Annotated in this window: 14 protein-coding genes and 1 pseudogene; 6 read left to right on the forward strand and 9 right to left on the reverse strand. The window is 57.2% G+C overall.

All coding sequences use genetic code 11. The features are described from left to right. Window positions 1–49: 49 nt before the first annotated feature. Window positions 50–2,434 carry a beta-N-acetylhexosaminidase gene (locus BH714_RS16985; protein ID WP_040018494.1) on the forward strand — a complete coding sequence of 795 codons (2,385 nt, stop codon included), beginning with the start codon at window positions 50–52 and terminating at the stop codon, window positions 2,432–2,434. A 65-nt stretch (window positions 2,435–2,499) separates the two neighbouring features. Here BH714_RS16985 and ridA read toward each other — a convergent pair whose 3' ends face one another. The 4 genes from ridA to BH714_RS23790 form a co-directional block, all read right to left on the reverse strand. Next, window positions 2,500–2,886: a 2-iminobutanoate/2-iminopropanoate deaminase gene (ridA, locus tag BH714_RS16990; protein WP_014168399.1), complete on the reverse strand. Its 387-nt coding sequence runs from the start codon at window positions 2,884–2,886 to the stop codon at window positions 2,500–2,502. A 74-nt stretch (window positions 2,887–2,960) separates the two neighbouring features. Beyond that, entirely contained in the window at window positions 2,961–3,422 is a 462-nt protein-coding gene (gene pyrI, locus BH714_RS16995) for an aspartate carbamoyltransferase regulatory subunit (RefSeq protein ID WP_025205744.1), read from the reverse strand. Window positions 3,423–3,434: 12 nt separating this feature from the next. Further along, window positions 3,435–4,367, reverse strand: coding sequence for an aspartate carbamoyltransferase (pyrB, locus tag BH714_RS17000; protein ID WP_014168402.1), 933 nt, complete (start codon window positions 4,365–4,367; stop codon window positions 3,435–3,437). A gap of 34 nt (window positions 4,368–4,401) precedes the next feature. After that, window positions 4,402–4,506, reverse strand: coding sequence for a pyrBI operon leader peptide (locus BH714_RS23790; RefSeq protein ID WP_168769597.1), 105 nt, complete (start codon window positions 4,504–4,506; stop codon window positions 4,402–4,404). On the opposite strand from BH714_RS23790, the pseudogene BH714_RS24510 reads away from it, so the two are divergent. Continuing rightward, window positions 4,486–4,603, forward strand: a pseudogene (locus BH714_RS24510) (hypothetical protein). The gene BH714_RS23790 and the pseudogene BH714_RS24510 overlap by 21 nt on opposite strands. Window positions 4,604–4,606: 3 nt before the next feature. On the opposite strand, the gene BH714_RS17005 reads toward BH714_RS24510, so the two are convergent. From BH714_RS17005 to arcA, 5 genes are all read right to left on the reverse strand, one after another. Continuing rightward, a complete protein-coding gene (locus BH714_RS17005) occupies window positions 4,607–5,086 on the reverse strand; it encodes an arginine repressor (protein ID WP_025205741.1) in 480 nt (159 codons plus the stop codon). A gap of 80 nt (window positions 5,087–5,166) precedes the next feature. Continuing rightward, complete coding sequence (locus BH714_RS17010; protein ID WP_020885390.1) at window positions 5,167–6,570, reverse strand: YfcC family protein; 1,404 nt, start codon at window positions 6,568–6,570, stop codon at window positions 5,167–5,169. A gap of 46 nt (window positions 6,571–6,616) precedes the next feature. Next, window positions 6,617–7,621 carry an ornithine carbamoyltransferase gene (argF, locus tag BH714_RS17015; protein WP_020885389.1) on the reverse strand — a complete coding sequence of 335 codons (1,005 nt, stop codon included), beginning with the start codon at window positions 7,619–7,621 and terminating at the stop codon, window positions 6,617–6,619. Between the two features lie 90 nt (window positions 7,622–7,711). Next, on the reverse strand, window positions 7,712–8,623 hold the full coding sequence (gene arcC, locus BH714_RS17020; protein ID WP_040018496.1) for a carbamate kinase: 912 nt from the start codon (window positions 8,621–8,623) through the stop codon (window positions 7,712–7,714). Window positions 8,624–8,633: 10 nt separating this feature from the next. Next, window positions 8,634–9,854: an arginine deiminase gene (gene arcA, locus BH714_RS17025; protein WP_020885388.1), complete on the reverse strand. Its 1,221-nt coding sequence runs from the start codon at window positions 9,852–9,854 to the stop codon at window positions 8,634–8,636. 675 nt (window positions 9,855–10,529) lie between these two features. Here arcA and BH714_RS17030 point away from each other — a divergent pair. The 4 genes from BH714_RS17030 to BH714_RS17045 all read left to right on the forward strand — a co-directional run bounded on the left by BH714_RS17030 (window position 10,530) and on the right by BH714_RS17045 (window position 15,809). Continuing rightward, window positions 10,530–10,982, forward strand: a complete 453-nt coding sequence (locus tag BH714_RS17030; RefSeq protein WP_014168409.1) for a YhcH/YjgK/YiaL family protein — start codon at window positions 10,530–10,532, stop codon at window positions 10,980–10,982. Between the two features lie 218 nt (window positions 10,983–11,200). Next, the gene (yagE, locus tag BH714_RS17035; RefSeq protein WP_014168410.1) at window positions 11,201–12,109 is read left to right on the forward strand and encodes a 2-keto-3-deoxygluconate aldolase; all 909 of its coding nucleotides are present in this window, start codon (window positions 11,201–11,203) and stop codon (window positions 12,107–12,109) included. A 14-nt stretch (window positions 12,110–12,123) separates the two neighbouring features. Next, entirely contained in the window at window positions 12,124–14,091 is a 1,968-nt protein-coding gene (gene yagF / locus BH714_RS17040; protein WP_040018498.1) for a xylonate dehydratase YagF, read from the forward strand. A 335-nt stretch (window positions 14,092–14,426) separates the two neighbouring features. After that, window positions 14,427–15,809, forward strand: coding sequence for an MFS transporter (locus tag BH714_RS17045; RefSeq protein WP_088202981.1), 1,383 nt, complete (start codon window positions 14,427–14,429; stop codon window positions 15,807–15,809). The last annotated feature ends 10 nt before the right edge of the window (window positions 15,810–15,819 follow it).

Consider the following 15,819-nt stretch of genomic DNA (forward strand, 5'->3'; position numbering starts at 1 on the left):
GTTAACTGAATGTTTTGCCTTTATTTGGCCCGTCAGATAAGGAACATTCATGTTACGGTACAGTCTCTTAACCGCCGGGCTGATGCTCGGCGCGTCAGCGTTTGCCGCTCCGGCAGGCGACCTTCCCCTGATGCCCTGGCCTGCGAAGGTTGAACGTCCAACGACGCAGGGCGCACTGGTACTCAACAACACCCTTTCCGTCAGCGTTACCGGAGATGACCTCGGCGACGCGGTCAACCGTCTGCGCCAGCGCATCGCCCTGCAAACCGGCTGGACGCTACAGCCGCAGGTCGTTAAACCGGACAAGCCCACTATCCGCATTGCCATTACCAAAAAAGTGAAGCCGCAGCCGCTGCCAGACAGCGATGAGCGCTATACGCTCACGGTCGATGCCAGTGGCGTGGATATCACTGCCAACACCCGTTTTGGCGCGCTGCGCGCCATGGAAACCCTGCTGCAGCTGATACAAAACGGGGCGGAAAACACCTCTCTGCCGTGGGTCACTATTGAGGATTCCCCCCGCTTCCCGTGGCGTGGGCTGCTGCTTGACTCGGCACGACACTTTATCCCGCTGCCGGATATCAAACGGCAGATTGACGGTATGGCGGCGGCAAAACTCAACGTGCTGCACTGGCACTTGACCGACGATCAGGGCTGGCGCTTCAGCTCGACACGCTATCCAAAGCTCACGCAGCTCGCCAGCGACGGGCTGTTTTACACGCCGGAACAGATGCGCGACGTTGTGCGCTATGCCACCGAACGCGGCATCCGCGTGGTGCCGGAGATCGACATGCCGGGCCACGCCTCGGCGATTGCCGTGGCCTACCCGGAACTGATGAGCGCGCCGGGACCGTATGAGATGGCGCGCCACTGGGGCGTGCTGAAACCGGTCCTGGATCCGACAAAAGCGGCGACCTATCAGTTTGCGGAGGCGATGGTCAGTGAACTGGCGGCGATCTTCCCCGATCCGTATCTGCATATCGGTGGCGATGAGGTGGATGACACCCAGTGGAAAGCGAACGCCGCCATTCAGCAGTTTATGCGCGACAACACACTGGCAGACAGCCACGCCCTACAGGCCTATTTCAACCGCAAGCTGGAAAATATCCTCGAAAAACACCACCGGCAGATGGTGGGCTGGGATGAGATTGCTCATCCTGATCTGCCAAAAAGCATCTTGATCCAGTCCTGGCAGGGCCAGGACGCGCTGGGGCAGGTGGCGCAAAATGGCTATAAAGGCATTCTCTCGACCGGCTTTTACCTCGATCAGCCCCAGTCCACCGCCTATCACTACCGCAATGAAATTGTGCCGCAGGGGTTAAACGGCGAGGATGTGATTGGCGACACCGACAGCGCTCAAAGCTGGTCATTCACCATGCCGCGTCTGAAAGGCAAGCCGGTGGAGGGGAGCTTCACCCTGGTGAAAGGGGATTCCGGCTGGCGTGGATTTATTGATTTCGCCGGGAAATCCCGTCGTGCGGTACAGGATATTGCGTGGCGCGACGACAATCAGGTGACGTTTACCGTCGATACCTGGATGGGCGAAACGCGTCCGGTGGTGTCGGTGGACAACGATAAGCTGAGCGGCTATTTCCTGGTGGGCAATGCCCGCTATCCCATTGACGGCAAGCGCCTGGACGATATCCCCAAAGGCATCCCGCCGGTGGTACCGGACGCCGCTCATCAGGTGAATCTGCTCGGCGGGGAAGCCGCGCTGTGGGCGGAAAACGTGGTCGCACCGGTGCTGGATATCCGCCTGTGGCCGCGCACCTTTGCGGTGGCGGAGCGGTTATGGTCCGCGCAGGACGTTAACGATGTCGACAATATGTACACCCGCCTGCTGGCGATGGACAGCTGGTCGACGGTCTCGGTCGGGCTGCAGCAGCATACTCAGCAGCAGGTGCAGTTCACGCGCCTGGCGAATAACGCCGATACCCTTCCGCTGCAAATCCTCGCGCAGGCAATCGAGCCGGCGCAGTATTACACCCGTCAGCACCTTAAGTTCCAGGCCGGAAATTACCATCAGTTCGAACCGCTCAACCGGTTTGCGGATGCGCTCAACGCCGAAAGTGCCACGGTGCGCCAGATGAACAAATGGGCTGACCGCCTGGTCAGCGACGCGGAAGACACGGAAAGCGCCGACGCGCTGCGCCACGTCTTCAACCGCTGGCAAAGCAACACCAGCGATGCGCTGGCATTAAGTGAAAACAGCTACGCACTGAAGGCGATTAAACCGGTCATTCAGGAGGTGGATAAGCTGGCCTCGATTGGCCTGCGGCTGACGGATCTGGTGGCGCGTCAGGGGACGCTGGATGATAACGAGATTGCCTCTATTCAGGGCGAGTTGGATAACGCGGCGAAAATACAGGATGAAGTGGTGATTGCGGCGGTGTATCCGCTGGAAACGCTGCTACGGGCGACGCGGAATCAGTAGCAAAACGCCCGGTAGCGCGTTGCCTGCCGGGCGCAAAGGCAGCCTCGGCTGCCCCTGGCTGAAACTTAGCGACGTACGGCGATCGCTTCGATTTCAATTTTCACGTCTTTAGGCAGACGCGCAACTTCCACACAGGAGCGTGCAGGGAAAGTGGCGTTGTGCTCAGTGAAGAACGCTTCGTACGTGGCGTTAACGGTCGCGAAATCGTTCAGATCTTTCACGAACACAGTGGTTTTCACGATGTCGCCCACTTTCAGACCCGCAGACTCCACGATAGCCTGTACGTTTTCCAGCGACTGACGCGCCTGCGCCGCCACGTCTTCTGGCACTTCACCCGTTTTTGGGTTCACCGGGATCTGGCCAGAGGTAATAATCATGCTACCCAGATCAACGCCCTGAACGTATGGGCCGATAGCCGCTGGTGCATTTTCCGTCGCGAGTACTTTGGTCATGATTTCTCCAGAATAACAGCTGATTAAATGTTCCCGGCCATTATAGGGAGGCCGGGATCCTTTACCAACCTCAATTAGTTGGCCAGCACCACATAATGAGAAAACTCTTTTTCGCAGTATTTGCATTTGAGTGCGATGTCATCGGCACGTTTTTTCACTGCAAAACTGGACGAAACCGGCTCAGCATGACTGATGCAGTTGCTGTTCGGGCAGACCAGCACATTTTCAATGCGATCCGGCAGATTAGGACGGGATTTACCGACCACTTCGTACTCGTCGATGCGGTTCACGGTGGCATCCGGCGCGTACAGAGAGAGCTGGTTAACCTGCTCGTCGGTCAGGAAAGTGTTTTCAATCTTGATCAGGTCTTTGCGGCCCATTTCACCCGACGGCAGGTTCAGGCCGATGGTGATGCGCTGGTCGGTTTCGGTCAGCTTGAACAGCGTCAGCAGCTTAAAGCCGATCTGGGCAGGGATGTGGTCAATCACGGTGCCACGTTTGATGGCTTCAACCTGGAGTTTGTTATCGTGTGTCATTGTCATTTCCCCTTACAGAGCCAATTCGCGATTCAGAACCAGTGCCAGTAACGCCTGGCGGGCGAAGATGCCGTTTCCGGCCTGCTGGAAGTACCAGGCGTGCGGCGTTTTATCCACGTCGGTGGTGATCTCATCGATACGTGGCAGCGGGTGCAGCACCTTCATATTCTCGCGTGCGCCGTCGAGGTCGCTGGCGCGCAGCACAAACTGTGCCTTCACGTTGGCGTATTCAGACGGATCCAGACGCTCTTTTTGCACGCGGGTCATATACAGAATATCAACGTTGCCCATCACCTCTTCGATGCTGGCATGCAGACTCCACGGGATCCCTTTTTCGTCCAGCATGTCGAGGATGTACTGCGGCATTGCCAGCGCGTCCGGCGCGATGAAGAAGAAGTGGTTGCCGTTAAATTTCGCCAGCGCCTGGGTCAGCGAGTGAACGGTGCGGCCATATTTCAGGTCACCCACCATGGCGATGTTCAGGTTTTCCAGACGGCCCTGCGTTTCCTGAATGGTGAACAGATCCAGCAGGGTCTGCGTCGGATGCTGGTTGGCCCCGTCTCCGGCGTTCAGCACCGGAATACCGCCGGAAAATTCGGTCGCCAGACGCGCCGCGCCTTCCTGCGGGTGGCGCATCACAATCGCGTCAACGTAGGTACTGATAACTGAAATGGTATCCGCCAGCGTTTCGCCTTTTTTACCCAGCGAGGTGTTGCTGCTGTCTGAAAACCCCACCACGCTCGCGCCGAGGCGGTGCATGGAGGTTTCGAAGGAGAGGCGGGTGCGGGTCGACGCTTCGAAGAAGCAGCTCGCAATCACCTTGTGCTTCAGCAGTTCCGGTTGCGGATTTGCCTTCAGTTTTGCCGCGGTTTCCAGAACCAGTTCCAGCTCTTCGCGGCTGAGGTCGTTTATGGAAATGATGTGTTTTTGATAAAGCGGATTCATGTTTATCTCCTGACGCCGGGCAAAAAAAAGCCCCTCAAATGAGGGGCTCTGGGAATAGATTGTGCAACGGGAAGAAAAACGGCAGGCCAGCGTCTGATTTCAGACGCGGTAAGACGTTATGTCGTACACGCTTGACCATGCTTCCTCCCGGCAAATTGTCGGGCATTATACGCAGCTCGATTTTCGGATCAAGGGGTTTAATGCACACTTTACTCAATGCAAACGGTTCTTTATGAATATTAATTCGTTCTGAGTAAATAATTAATTTGTTTATGCACCAGCGCAGTACGCTTCACCACCCGGGGAGCGACCCAGACGATACTGCTTCCGGCAACCACACCTAAAATTTCCGGTAACTGGTGATAATCCAGAATTCGCGCCACCGCACGGCCATATCCGGCCACGGTATGAACAAGGATAAATTCGCTATTATGCTCCACGCTCACCACCATTTCGGAAACGGTACGCGCGGCATCGGGGGCAGGGCGCAACTGAGGATTCAACGAATAAATCTTTAGCCCTTTGGCATTTCGAATTTTTATGACACCGAGCAATTTCAGCAGACGCGAAACGGTCGACTGGCTGATGCTGTCAAACCCTCTCTCCTGCAAATCGCGGCGGATTTCTTCCTGGGAGAGATAACTCTTTTCGGCGATCAGCTGCTGGCACACCGTTAGCTGCAGTTGTTCTCTGGGAGAGCAGTCTTCGTAATCCATCATATTTCCCATATCAGTTCCCGACATAACCGGTGGCACCGCACCGGTCCGTAGGCCGGACAGGCGCAGTGCCAGCCGGCAAATTACAACAAGGCACCCAGGCTTAACGCCACCATAATCACCACCGTCAGGATCGCCAGCAGCGGCGCAACCCATTTCAGGTAACGCACGTAAGGCACACGGGCAATCGCCAGACCGCCCATCACAACCGCTGAGGTCGGAGTGACCAGGTTAACGATGCCGGAGGCCGACTGGTAAGCCGTAACCACCAGGTCGCGGTTGACGTTAGCGAAATCAGCAAGGGGTGCCATGATCGGCATCGTCAGAACGGCCAGGCCGGACGAAGAAGGCACAAGAAACGACAGCACGACCTCAAGCCAGTACATCACGTTGATAAACGCCACCGTGGACAACCCGCTGACCAGCCCTTCCGCGCTGTGCAAAATGGTGTGGGTAATCATGCCCTTATCCATAATGACTACGATACCGCGCGCAATGCCGATAATCAGCGCGACGCCCAGCAAATCTCGCGCGCCGTTGATAAACGTCGAGGTCAGCTCCTCTTCGCTCATGCGGGCAATCAGCCCGACGATAATGGCGCTGGCCAAAAATACCGCCGAGATCTCCGCCATCCACCAGCCCAGCACCGCTACGCCGTAGATCATCACCGCGAAGGCGAGGGCGAAGATCAGCAGAATGATTTTGCGCACCGGGGTAAATTCCAGCGACTGCTCGCCTTTATTGCCGAGGAAGTGGGCGAGGTTCTCTTCCTGCTTGTCTGCGACGATAGAGCATGACGGATCCAGCCGCACTTTACGGGCATAGCGCATCACCCATGCCACGCAAATGATCCAGCCGATCACCAGCAGCGCCACGCGCAGGGCGATACCGTTGGTAAACGGGATCCCGGCGGCGTTAGCGGCGATCACCGTGGCAAACGGGTTGATGGTGGAGCCGAGCGTGCCGATCCCCGCCCCGAGCAGCACGGTGGATGCGGCGACAACCGGATCGAAACGGGCGGCCAGCATTACCGGGACCAGCAGGGTATAGAAGGGCAGGGACTCTTCGGCCATGCCGTAAATGGTGCCGCCAGCCGCGAACAGCGCCATCAGGATCGGGATCATCCACTCTTCACGTCCGCGAAGGCGGGTGGTTACGCGCTCGATCCCGGCGTCGATCGCCCCGGTTTTGGTGACGATCCCGAGAAATCCCCCGATGATCAGGATAAACAGCGCGACGTCGATCGCCCCGGCCTGGCCGGAAACGGGATCGTACAGCCCGGCAATGGGGGCCATCAGTACGGAAACCAGCCCCTGCGGATGCGCCGCCACGTGCGCGTACGTTCCGGCAATCGGCACTTCTTTACCGAGGGTTTCATTCATTGCCATCTGATACTGGCCGGCAGGCACGACCCAGCTCAGTGCCGCCACAACGGCAATCAGAAAAAAGAGAATGGTGTAAGCGGAGGGAAACTTGAACTTGCCCATGATGTTCTCCTGTACCCGGCGCACCCCGTGGCGCGCCGGGCGGTGATTAGTCGCCGAGTGTCGCCACCATGACCGCTTTAATGGTGTGCATGCGGTTCTCTGCTTCGTCAAAGACGATTGAGTTCGGTGATTCGAAGACCTCTTCCGTCACCTCCAGCCCTTTCAGACCGTAGGCCATCTCGATTTCACGGCCGACTTTGGTGTGTTCGTTGTGGAACGCCGGCAGGCAGTGCATGAACTTGACGTTCGGGTTGCCGGTGGCTTTCATCACCTGGGCGTTAATCTGGTAAGGCTTCATCAGGCTGACGCGCTCGGCCCAGGCCTCTTTCGGCTCGCCCATCGAGACCCACACGTCGGTGTAGAGGAAATCGGCACCGTGTACGCCTTCCTCCACGTCGTCGGTGAGCGTGATGCGTGCGCCGGTCTCTTTGGCGATGGCGCGGCACTGCTCAACCAGCCCGGCTTCCGGCCAGAACGATTTCGGTGCGACGAGGCGGATATCCATCCCCATTTTGGCGGCACCGACCATCAGGGAGTTGCCCATGTTGTTCCGCGCGTCGCCAAGGTAGGCAAAGCTCAGATCCGGCAGGGTTTTGCCCGGAGCATGCTCCAGCATGGTCATCAGGTCGGCGAGGATCTGCGTGGGGTGAAACTCGTCGGTCAGGCCGTTCCACACCGGCACGCCCGCATACTCGCCCAGCTCTTCCACGATGGCCTGGCCGTAGCCGCGATACTCGATGCCGTCGTACATCCGCCCCAGCACGCGGGCGGTGTCTTTCATCGACTCCTTGTGGCCAATCTGCGAGCCGCTTGGGCCGAGGTAGGTCACCTGTGCGCCCTGGTCAAAGGCTCCGACTTCAAAGGCGCAGCGGGTGCGCGTGGACGTTTTTTCAAAAATCAGGGCGATGTTTTTCCCGACCAGGGTTTGTTTTTCACGTCCGGCTTTTTTGGCGGCTTTGAGTTCGATGGCCAGGTCGATCAGGTACTGGATTTCTGCCGGGGTGTAGTCCAGCAGTTTGAGGAAATTACGGTTTTTCAGATTGATGGTCATTGGGTCGTCCCTTTTAAAATGGTGTTGTCTGGTGCCCTCACCCCGACCCTCGCCCACAGGGAGAGAGGGAAGGTGAGGGGAAAATACGGTTCAGTGGCGAATCAACGTGCCTTTCTCGCCCGCCAGAATGTCTGCCCCGTCGGCCAGCGCGCCGATCCCGGCGATGCCGTTGCAGGCCTCGACAAACTCGCGGCAGGCGGCCACTTTTGGCCCCATCGAACCGGCGTCAAACTGCATGCCCCTGAGCAGTTCCGGCGTGACCTGTGCCAGCGGACGCTGGGTTGGTTTGCCCCAGTCGAGGTACACCGCGTCGGCATCGGTCAGGATCAGCAGGGCATCGGCTTCAATCTGGCGCGCCAGCAGGGCGGCAGAGAGGTCTTTGTCGATCACCGCTTCAATGCCGTGATACCCATTGGCGTTTTCCACCACCGGCACGCCGCCGCCGCCGTTGCAGATCACCAGGTGATCGCGCTGTATCAGTGCCGTGATGGCGTCGCTCTCAACGATGCGTTTCGGCTGTGGAGAGGGAACCACCCGGCGGAAATAGCTGCCGTCGGCCTTGAACACCCAGCCTTTCTCCGCCTGCAGCGTGTTTGCCTGGGCTTCGCTGTAGACCGGGCCGATGTATTTGGTCGGGTTAGTAAATGCCGGATCGGCGGCGTCCACTTCCACCTGGGTGAGCAGGACGCTCACCTCACGCTGGGGCAGGTTGTTTTTCAGCGCCTGCTGGAGCATGTAGCCGATCATTCCCTGACTTTCAGCGCCGAGGATGTCCAGCGGGTAGGGCGTGACTTTGTCGTACGCGCTGTTTTGCAGCGCCAGCAGCCCAACCTGCGGCCCGTTGCCGTGAACCAGTACCACGCGCCACTGTTCCGTCAGCCCGGCGATGGTGCGGGCCGCTAGCTCGATGTTCTGGCGCTGGATCTCCGCTTCCAGAGGCTCGCCGCGTTTCAGCAATGCGTTACCGCCAAGCGCCACAACCAGAGTGGGTTTTCGTTCCATGATGGCTCCTTTAAATTCCGTCGCGTTCCAGTGGGCAGCTCATGCAGCGCGCGCCGCCGCGGCCGCGTCCCAGTTCGTCACCCGGGATAGGCAGCACGGTGATACCCGCTTTGTCATATTTCTCGTTGGTCCAGACGTTACGCTCGTAGCCAATCACCACGCCCGGGCGGATGGTCAGCACGTTATTCGCGTCATTCCACTGTTCGCGTTCGGCTTCAAAGGCGTCGCCGCCGGTGGTGATCAGGCGTACCTGATTAATGCCGAGTGCTTTTTCAATGGCGTGCAGCAGATCCGTTTCCTGGGTGCGCAGCAGGCCACCGCGGCCGTCCGGGGTGAGCGTCCAGCACTGAGCGTCTTTGCGCACCACTTCCGGGTAGACGGAGAAGGTGTCCACGTCGATGTGGGTCATGACGGTATCGAGGTGCATGCAGGAGCGGTGTTTTGGCAGTTCCACAGCGATGACGCGCTCGGCCTGGCGGTGTTTGAAAAGGCTATTGGCGAGGAACTCAACCCCCTGCGGCGTGGTGCGTTCAGACATGCCGATTAACACTGCGCCGCGGCCAATGACTAATACGTCACCGCCCTCTAACGTGGCGTGGTCGTAATTAATGTTTTCATCGCCGAAATACTTAATAAAATCGCCATCGGCAAACGCAGGGTGCCAGCGATATATGGCCCGGAGATTATTGGTTTCACGCTGGCGGGCCGCTTTGGCCATCGGGTTAATTGACACGCCGTTATAAATCCAGCACGAGGTATCGCGGGTAAATAAATGGTTAGGCAGTGGCTTCATAATAAAATCATTTGCCGTGTGGGTATCCACCACCATATTTTTAAAGGCCGCCGGAATTTCACCGTAGGTTAATCCGCCGCTTAATCTGCGTGCCAGTTCGCGGTGTGGCATATCTGCCAGCCAGCCGCGCACGTCGCCGGCAAAGGTTGGCCCGAGGCGATAGTCAGAGATTTGCGTCTCCAGCAGCCAGGTTTTGGCCTCCGCAATATCAAGCGTTTGCGTGAGAAGGTCGGTCAACAGCAGGACTTCCACACCCTGTTCGCGCAGGGTGTTAGCGAAGATGTCATGCTCTTCACCCGCCCGCTCAACCGAGAGCACATCATCGAATAGCAGCTCCTGGCAGTTCGATGGCGTTAAACGTTTCAGACTTAAATTTGGGCGGTGCAGCATAACGCTACGCAATTGACCAATTTCAGAACCGACGTAATGCTTTTCCATAATTATTCCTTTAACTGTTTTTCAGAATAAAAAGGGCATGCGCCATGTGATGTCTTTATTTACATGGCGGCTAAGCTCAATTGATTTCGAGATTTATAGTAGGCGCTTAAATAATGAATATTGTGACGTCGCTCACGTGAAAATGGCTATTAAGGAGTTTGTTTTCATTTGCATGATTCGTATCAGATAATGATTAATTTGATTATATTTGCGGGTGAATAGCTAAGCAGGATCCGTTGGCATTATTTGGAGTTGTTATTATTTTGTAGAATTTAATGTTTTGACATATTTAGTTATGCTATTGATTTTGAAGATAATTAAATGGCGAGCAGAATGACTATGCACTATTATCCATTAACTATTTTTGGCTTAAGAAAAATCAATAAATAATTATGGGATTTAATAGCAAATTACCAAATTGATAAAGTGTGAAGTCACAGAGAGTTTTGCTATGAAGCGTATACGATCAGTAAGTTAGCATCACGGCCTGAAAGCGGAGGGCTGAGGTTATGCATAAAGACTGCATAAATGCCTGTGAGCGATTAACAGTGGAGTAACACATTTCCCGATAAACATGCGCTCGCGCAAAACTCATCGAAAAAGCGGTGGTAGGACAGTCTGAATTCTCGTATAAAAGATTAAAATGAAACGCTGTTTTATATTGAGGGTTTATTTATGATCGCTGGCAACATCCATCATCTGCAGTCCTGGCTACCTGAAGAACTGCGTCAGGCTATCGAGTACGTCAAGGCGCACGTTACCGATGCTACCCCCTGCGGCAAACACGACATCGACGGCAACAGCCTGTTTTATCTGGTGTCTGAAGATATGACCCAGCCGTTTGCCGAGCGCCGTGCTGAGTATCACGCACGCTATCTGGATATTCAGATAATCATGAAAGGCCAGGAGGGGATGACCTTCAGTACCCTGCCGCACGGTACGCCGGACACCGACTGGCTGGCGGATAAAGACATCGCGTTTTTGCCCGAGGGCGGGCAGGAGAAAACGGTGGTGTTAAGTGAAGGTGATTTTGTGGTGTTCTATCCGGGTGAAGTGCACAAGCCGCTGTGCGCGGTGGGCGCGCCTGCGAAGGTGCGTAAAGTGGTGGTGAAAATGCTGGTGGGGTAAGCCCTGTTAGCGTAAGAGAAGGGTGAAATGTTCCCTCTTCCGGTGGGAGAGGGTGAAAGCATCAGGCCGCAGCCCGTCATTATGTGATCCAGCTTATATTTTCCGCACTCCCTCATCGCCTCCCATTTACCTGCGCTTTTTCTGCGTCATAGTATGATCGTTAAATTAATGAACGCTGTTCTATAATGTAGAACAAAATAATTCAGCAAGGAGATCTCATGCCGCAGACCGCGTTGTTCACGGGAATCATTCCCCCTGTCTCCACCATCTTTACCGCCGATGGACAGCTTGATAAACACGGCACCGCCGCGTTGATCGACGACCTGATCGCCGCAGGCGTCGATGGCCTGTTCTTTTTGGGCAGCGGCGGCGAGTTCTCCCAGCTAAACGCCGAAGAGCGTAAAACCATTGCCCGGTTTGCTATCGATCATGTCGATCGCCGGGTGCCGGTGCTGATTGGCACCGGTGGCACCAATGCCCGGGAAACCCTTGAACTGAGCCAGCATGCGCAGCAGGCCGGCGCCGACGGGATCGTGGTGATCAACCCGTACTACTGGAAAGTGTCCGAAGCGAATCTGATCCGCTATTTCGAACAGGTGGCAGACAGCGTCACGCTGCCGGTAATGCTGTATAACTTCCCGGCGCTGACCGGGCAGGATCTGACTCCGGCGCTGGTCAAAACCCTGGCCGACTCGCGGAGCAATATTGTCGGCATCAAAGACACGATCGATTCCGTCGCCCATCTGCGCAGCATGATCCACACCGTCAAATCTGCCCATCCGCACTTCACGGTGCTGTGCGGCTATGACGATCATCTGTTTAATACGTTGCTCCTGGGGGGCGATGGCGCGATCTCGGCCAGCGGTAACTTTGCTCCGCAGGTATCGGTGAATCTGCTGAAGGCCTGGCGTGACCAGGAGGTGGCGAAGGCGGCCGAATACCACCAGGTCCTGCTGCAAATACCGCAGATGTATCAGCTTGATACGCCGTTTGTGAACGTCATTAAAGAGGCGATTGTGCTGTGCGGCCGCCCGATCTCCACGTACGTGCTGCCGCCCGCGTCACCACTGGATGAACCGCGTAAGGCGCAGCTGAAAACCCTGTTGCAACAGCTCAAGCTCTGCTGAGCCGGAAGACGACGATGACCATTGAGAAAATTTTTACCCCACAGGACGATGCGTTTTATGCCGTCATCACCCATGCGGCCGGGCCGCAGGGGGCACTGCCGCTGACCCCGCAAATGCTTATGGAATCCCCCAGCGGTAACCTGTTTGGTATGACGCAAAACGCCGGTATGGGCTGGGACGCCAACAAGCTGACCGGCAAAGAGGTGCTGATTATCGGTACGCAGGGCGGTATTCGCGCCGGGGACGGGCGACCTGTTGCGCTGGGCTACCACACCGGGCACTGGGAGATTGGCATGCAGATGCAGGCGGCGGCGAAGGAGATCACCCGTAATGGTGGGATCCCGTTTGCGGCCTTCGTCAGCGATCCGTGCGACGGACGCTCTCAGGGCACCCACGGCATGTTCGACTCCTTGCCGTACCGTAATGACGCGGCGATCGTGTTTCGTCGTCTGATCCGCTCCCTGCCGACGCGGCGCGCGGTGATCGGCGTGGCAACCTGCGATAAAGGGCTGCCCGCGACCATGATTGCGCTGGCCTCCATGCATGATCTGCCAACCATTCTGGTGCCGGGTGGGGCGACGCTGCCGCCGACCGTGGGGGAAGACGCCGGAAAAGTGCAGACCATTGGTGCGCGTTTCGCTAACCATGAGCTGTCGCTGCAGGAGGCCGCTGAGCTGGGGTGCCGCGCCTGCGCATCACCCGGCGGCGGCTGTCAGTTTCTCGGCACCGCGGGAACGTCACAGGTGGTGGCCGAAGCGCTGGGTCTGGCGCTGCCGCACTCCGCGCTCGCCCCGTCCGGGCAGGCCGTGTGGCTGGAGATTGCCCGTCAGTCTGCGCGGGCGGTGAGCGAGCTGGATAACCGTGGGATCACGACCCGCGATATCCTGACCGACAAAGCCATTGAAAACGCCATGGTGCTTCACGCGGCGTTTGGCGGCTCCACCAACCTGCTGCTGCACATCCCGGCGATTGCCCATGCGGCGGGCTGCACCATTCCGGATGTGGCGCACTGGACGCGCATCAACCGTAAGGTTCCGCGTCTGGTGAGCGTGCTGCCAAACGGCCCGGACTACCACCCGACGGTGCGTGCTTTCCTGGCGGGCGGCGTGCCGGAGGTGATGCTCCATCTGCGCAAGCTGGGGCTGCTGCATGAAGATGCCATGACCGTTACCGGCCAGACGGTCGGGGAGAACCTCGACTGGTGGGAAAACTCAGCGCGTCGGGCGCGTTTTCGTCAGTGCCTGCGCGAGCAGGATGGCGTCGATCCGGATGACGTGATCCTGCCGCCTGAACGCGCCCACGCGAAAGGCCTGACCTCGACGGTCTGCTTCCCGACCGGCAATATCGCGCCCGAAGGGTCGGTGATCAAAGCCACGGCCATCGATCCGTCTGTTGTGGATGACGATGGCGTTTACCGCCATACCGGCCGGGTGCGGGTGTTTGTCTCTGAAGCGCAGGCCATCAAGGCCATCAAGCAGGAGGCAATCCAGCAGGGCGATATTATGGTGGTGATTGGCGGAGGCCCGTCCGGCACCGGCATGGAAGAGACCTACCAGCTAACCTCTGCGCTGAAACATATCTCGTGGGGCAAGACGGTATCGCTGATCACCGATGCGCGCTTCTCGGGGGTATCAACCGGGGCGTGCTTCGGCCATGTGTCGCCGGAAGCGCTGGCAGGTGGCCCCATCGGCAAGCTGCGCGACAACGATATCATTGAGATCAGCGTCGACCGCCTGTCCTTAACGGGCAGCGTTAACTTTATCGGCACGGTGGAACAGCCGCTGACGCCGGACGAGGGGGCGCGCGTGCTGGCGTCGCGTCCGGTGCATCCTGACCTGCACGCCCATGCATTTTTACCGGACGATACCCGCCTGTGGGCGGCTCTGCAGTCGGTGAGCGGCGGCACCTGGAAAGGGTGTATTTATGACACCGATAAAATCATCGAGGTAATTAACGCCGGTAAAAAAGCGCTCGGTCTTTAATTATATTTCTGGCTCTTGTCGTCTACGGGAAATATTCCGCGGACGGCTTTTGCATGTCTGTTTTTTATTATTCTGAAAATAATGTAATTACATGAAAAACAAAGTCTTTAAATGATATCAGGATGTCGAGTGGCGTCACAAAAGCAAAATATCATAATTCAGAAATAAGATATGACCATTGTCGGTTAATTGAACACTTAATTACACTCTATTAACACGATGTTGTGAATTCAGCACACGAAATAAGGGTGTATTCCTGATGATGCACCGGGCATTTATTTGCCTGAATCAGGACCCTGGCGTTTGCACTGTTCCACGTACTGCCGTTGGGGGTAATGATGCAATTAACCATGAAAGATAAAATTGGCTACGGGCTGGGTGACACCGCCTGCGGCTTTGTCTGGCAGGCCACCATGTTCCTGCTGGCCTATTTCTATACCGACGTGTTTGGCCTGTCGGCGGGCATTATGGGGACGCTGTTTTTAGTTTCCCGCGTGCTGGATGCCGTCACCGATCCGCTGATGGGGCTGCTGGTTGACCGCACCCGCACGCGTCACGGCCAGTTCCGCCCGTTCCTGCTGTGGGGCGCGATCCCGTTTGGGATTGTCTGCGTGCTGACCTTCTACACGCCGGACTTCTCCGCGCAGGGTAAAATCATCTACGCCTGCATAACCTACATTCTGCTGACCCTGGTTTACACCTTCGTTAACGTCCCTTACTGCGCCATGCCGGGCGTCATCACCGCTGACCCGAAAGAGCGCCACGCGCTGCAGTCCTGGCGCTTTTTTCTCGCGGCGGCGGGATCGCTGGCCATCAGTGGCATTGCGCTGCCGCTGGTGAGCATCATTGGTAAAGGCGATGAGCAGGTTGGCTATTTCGGCGCCATGTGCGTGCTGGGGCTGAGTGGCGTGGTTCTGCTCTACGTCTGCTTCTTCACCACCAAAGAGCGCTACACCTTTGAGGTGCAGCCGGGGTCGTCGGTGTCGAAAGACCTCAAACTTCTGTTTGGCAATACCCAGTGGCGCATTATGTGTGCGTTCAAGATGATGGCGACCTGCTCCAACGTGGTCCGCGGCGGGGCGACGCTCTACTTCGTGAAATACGTCATGGATCACCCGGAGATGGCGACGCAGTTTCTGCTTTACGGCAGCCTCGCCACCATGTTTGGTTCGCTCTGCTCATCCCGCCTGCTGGGGCGCTTTGACCGGGTGACCGCCTTCAAGTGGATTATCGTGGCCTACTCCCTGATCAGCCTGCTGATTTTCTTCATCCCGGCCGAACATATCGCCCTGATTTTCGCCCTTAACATTCTGTTCCTGTTCGTCTTTAACACCACCACGCCTCTGCAGTGGCTGATGGCCTCTGACGTGGTGGATTACGAGGAGAGCCGCAGCGGTCGCCGCCTCGACGGGCTGGTGTTCTCCACCTATCTGTTCAGCCTGAAGATCGGTCTGGCGATTGGCGGCGCGGTGGTGGGCTGGATCCTGGCGTATGTGAACTACTCCGCCAGCAGCAGCGTGCAGCCGGTCGAAGTGCTGACCACCATTAAAATTCTGTTCTGCGTGGTGCCGGTGGTGCTCTACGTGGGCATGTTCATCATGCTGTCGTTCTACAAACTCACCGACGCCCGCGTGGCGGCCATCAGCCAGCAGCTGATTAAGCACCGTGCAACGCAGGGTGACGCCATGCCCGACGCTGCGACAGCCGCATCCCATTAACAGGAGGCAA

It is taken from the genome of Enterobacter ludwigii (genome assembly GCF_001750725.1).
Classification (GTDB): Bacteria; Pseudomonadota; Gammaproteobacteria; order Enterobacterales; family Enterobacteriaceae; genus Enterobacter; species Enterobacter ludwigii.

Bases quoted from the DNA above. Each gene is read 5' to 3' on its own strand.
- BH714_RS16985 (WP_040018494.1), top strand. From the start codon at position 50: ATGTTACGGTACAGTCTCTTAACCGCCGGGCTGATGCTCGGCGCGTCA.
- ridA (WP_014168399.1), bottom strand. From the start codon at position 2,886: ATGACCAAAGTACTCGCGACGGAAAATGCACCAGCGGCTATCGGCCCA.
- pyrI (WP_025205744.1), bottom strand. From the start codon at position 3,422: ATGACACACGATAACAAACTCCAGGTTGAAGCCATCAAACGTGGCACC.
- pyrB (WP_014168402.1), bottom strand. From the start codon at position 4,367: ATGAATCCGCTTTATCAAAAACACATCATTTCCATAAACGACCTCAGC.
- BH714_RS23790 (WP_168769597.1), bottom strand. From the start codon at position 4,506: ATGGTCAAGCGTGTACGACATAACGTCTTACCGCGTCTGAAATCAGAC.
- BH714_RS17005 (WP_025205741.1), bottom strand. From the start codon at position 5,086: ATGATGGATTACGAAGACTGCTCTCCCAGAGAACAACTGCAGCTAACG.
- BH714_RS17010 (WP_020885390.1), bottom strand. From the start codon at position 6,570: ATGGGCAAGTTCAAGTTTCCCTCCGCTTACACCATTCTCTTTTTTCTG.
- argF (WP_020885389.1), bottom strand. From the start codon at position 7,621: ATGACCATCAATCTGAAAAACCGTAATTTCCTCAAACTGCTGGACTAC.
- arcC (WP_040018496.1), bottom strand. From the start codon at position 8,623: ATGGAACGAAAACCCACTCTGGTTGTGGCGCTTGGCGGTAACGCATTG.
- arcA (WP_020885388.1), bottom strand. From the start codon at position 9,854: ATGGAAAAGCATTACGTCGGTTCTGAAATTGGTCAATTGCGTAGCGTT.
- BH714_RS17030 (WP_014168409.1), top strand. From the start codon at position 10,530: ATGATCGCTGGCAACATCCATCATCTGCAGTCCTGGCTACCTGAAGAA.
- yagE (WP_014168410.1), top strand. From the start codon at position 11,201: ATGCCGCAGACCGCGTTGTTCACGGGAATCATTCCCCCTGTCTCCACC.
- yagF (WP_040018498.1), top strand. From the start codon at position 12,124: ATGACCATTGAGAAAATTTTTACCCCACAGGACGATGCGTTTTATGCC.
- BH714_RS17045 (WP_088202981.1), top strand. From the start codon at position 14,427: ATGATGCAATTAACCATGAAAGATAAAATTGGCTACGGGCTGGGTGAC.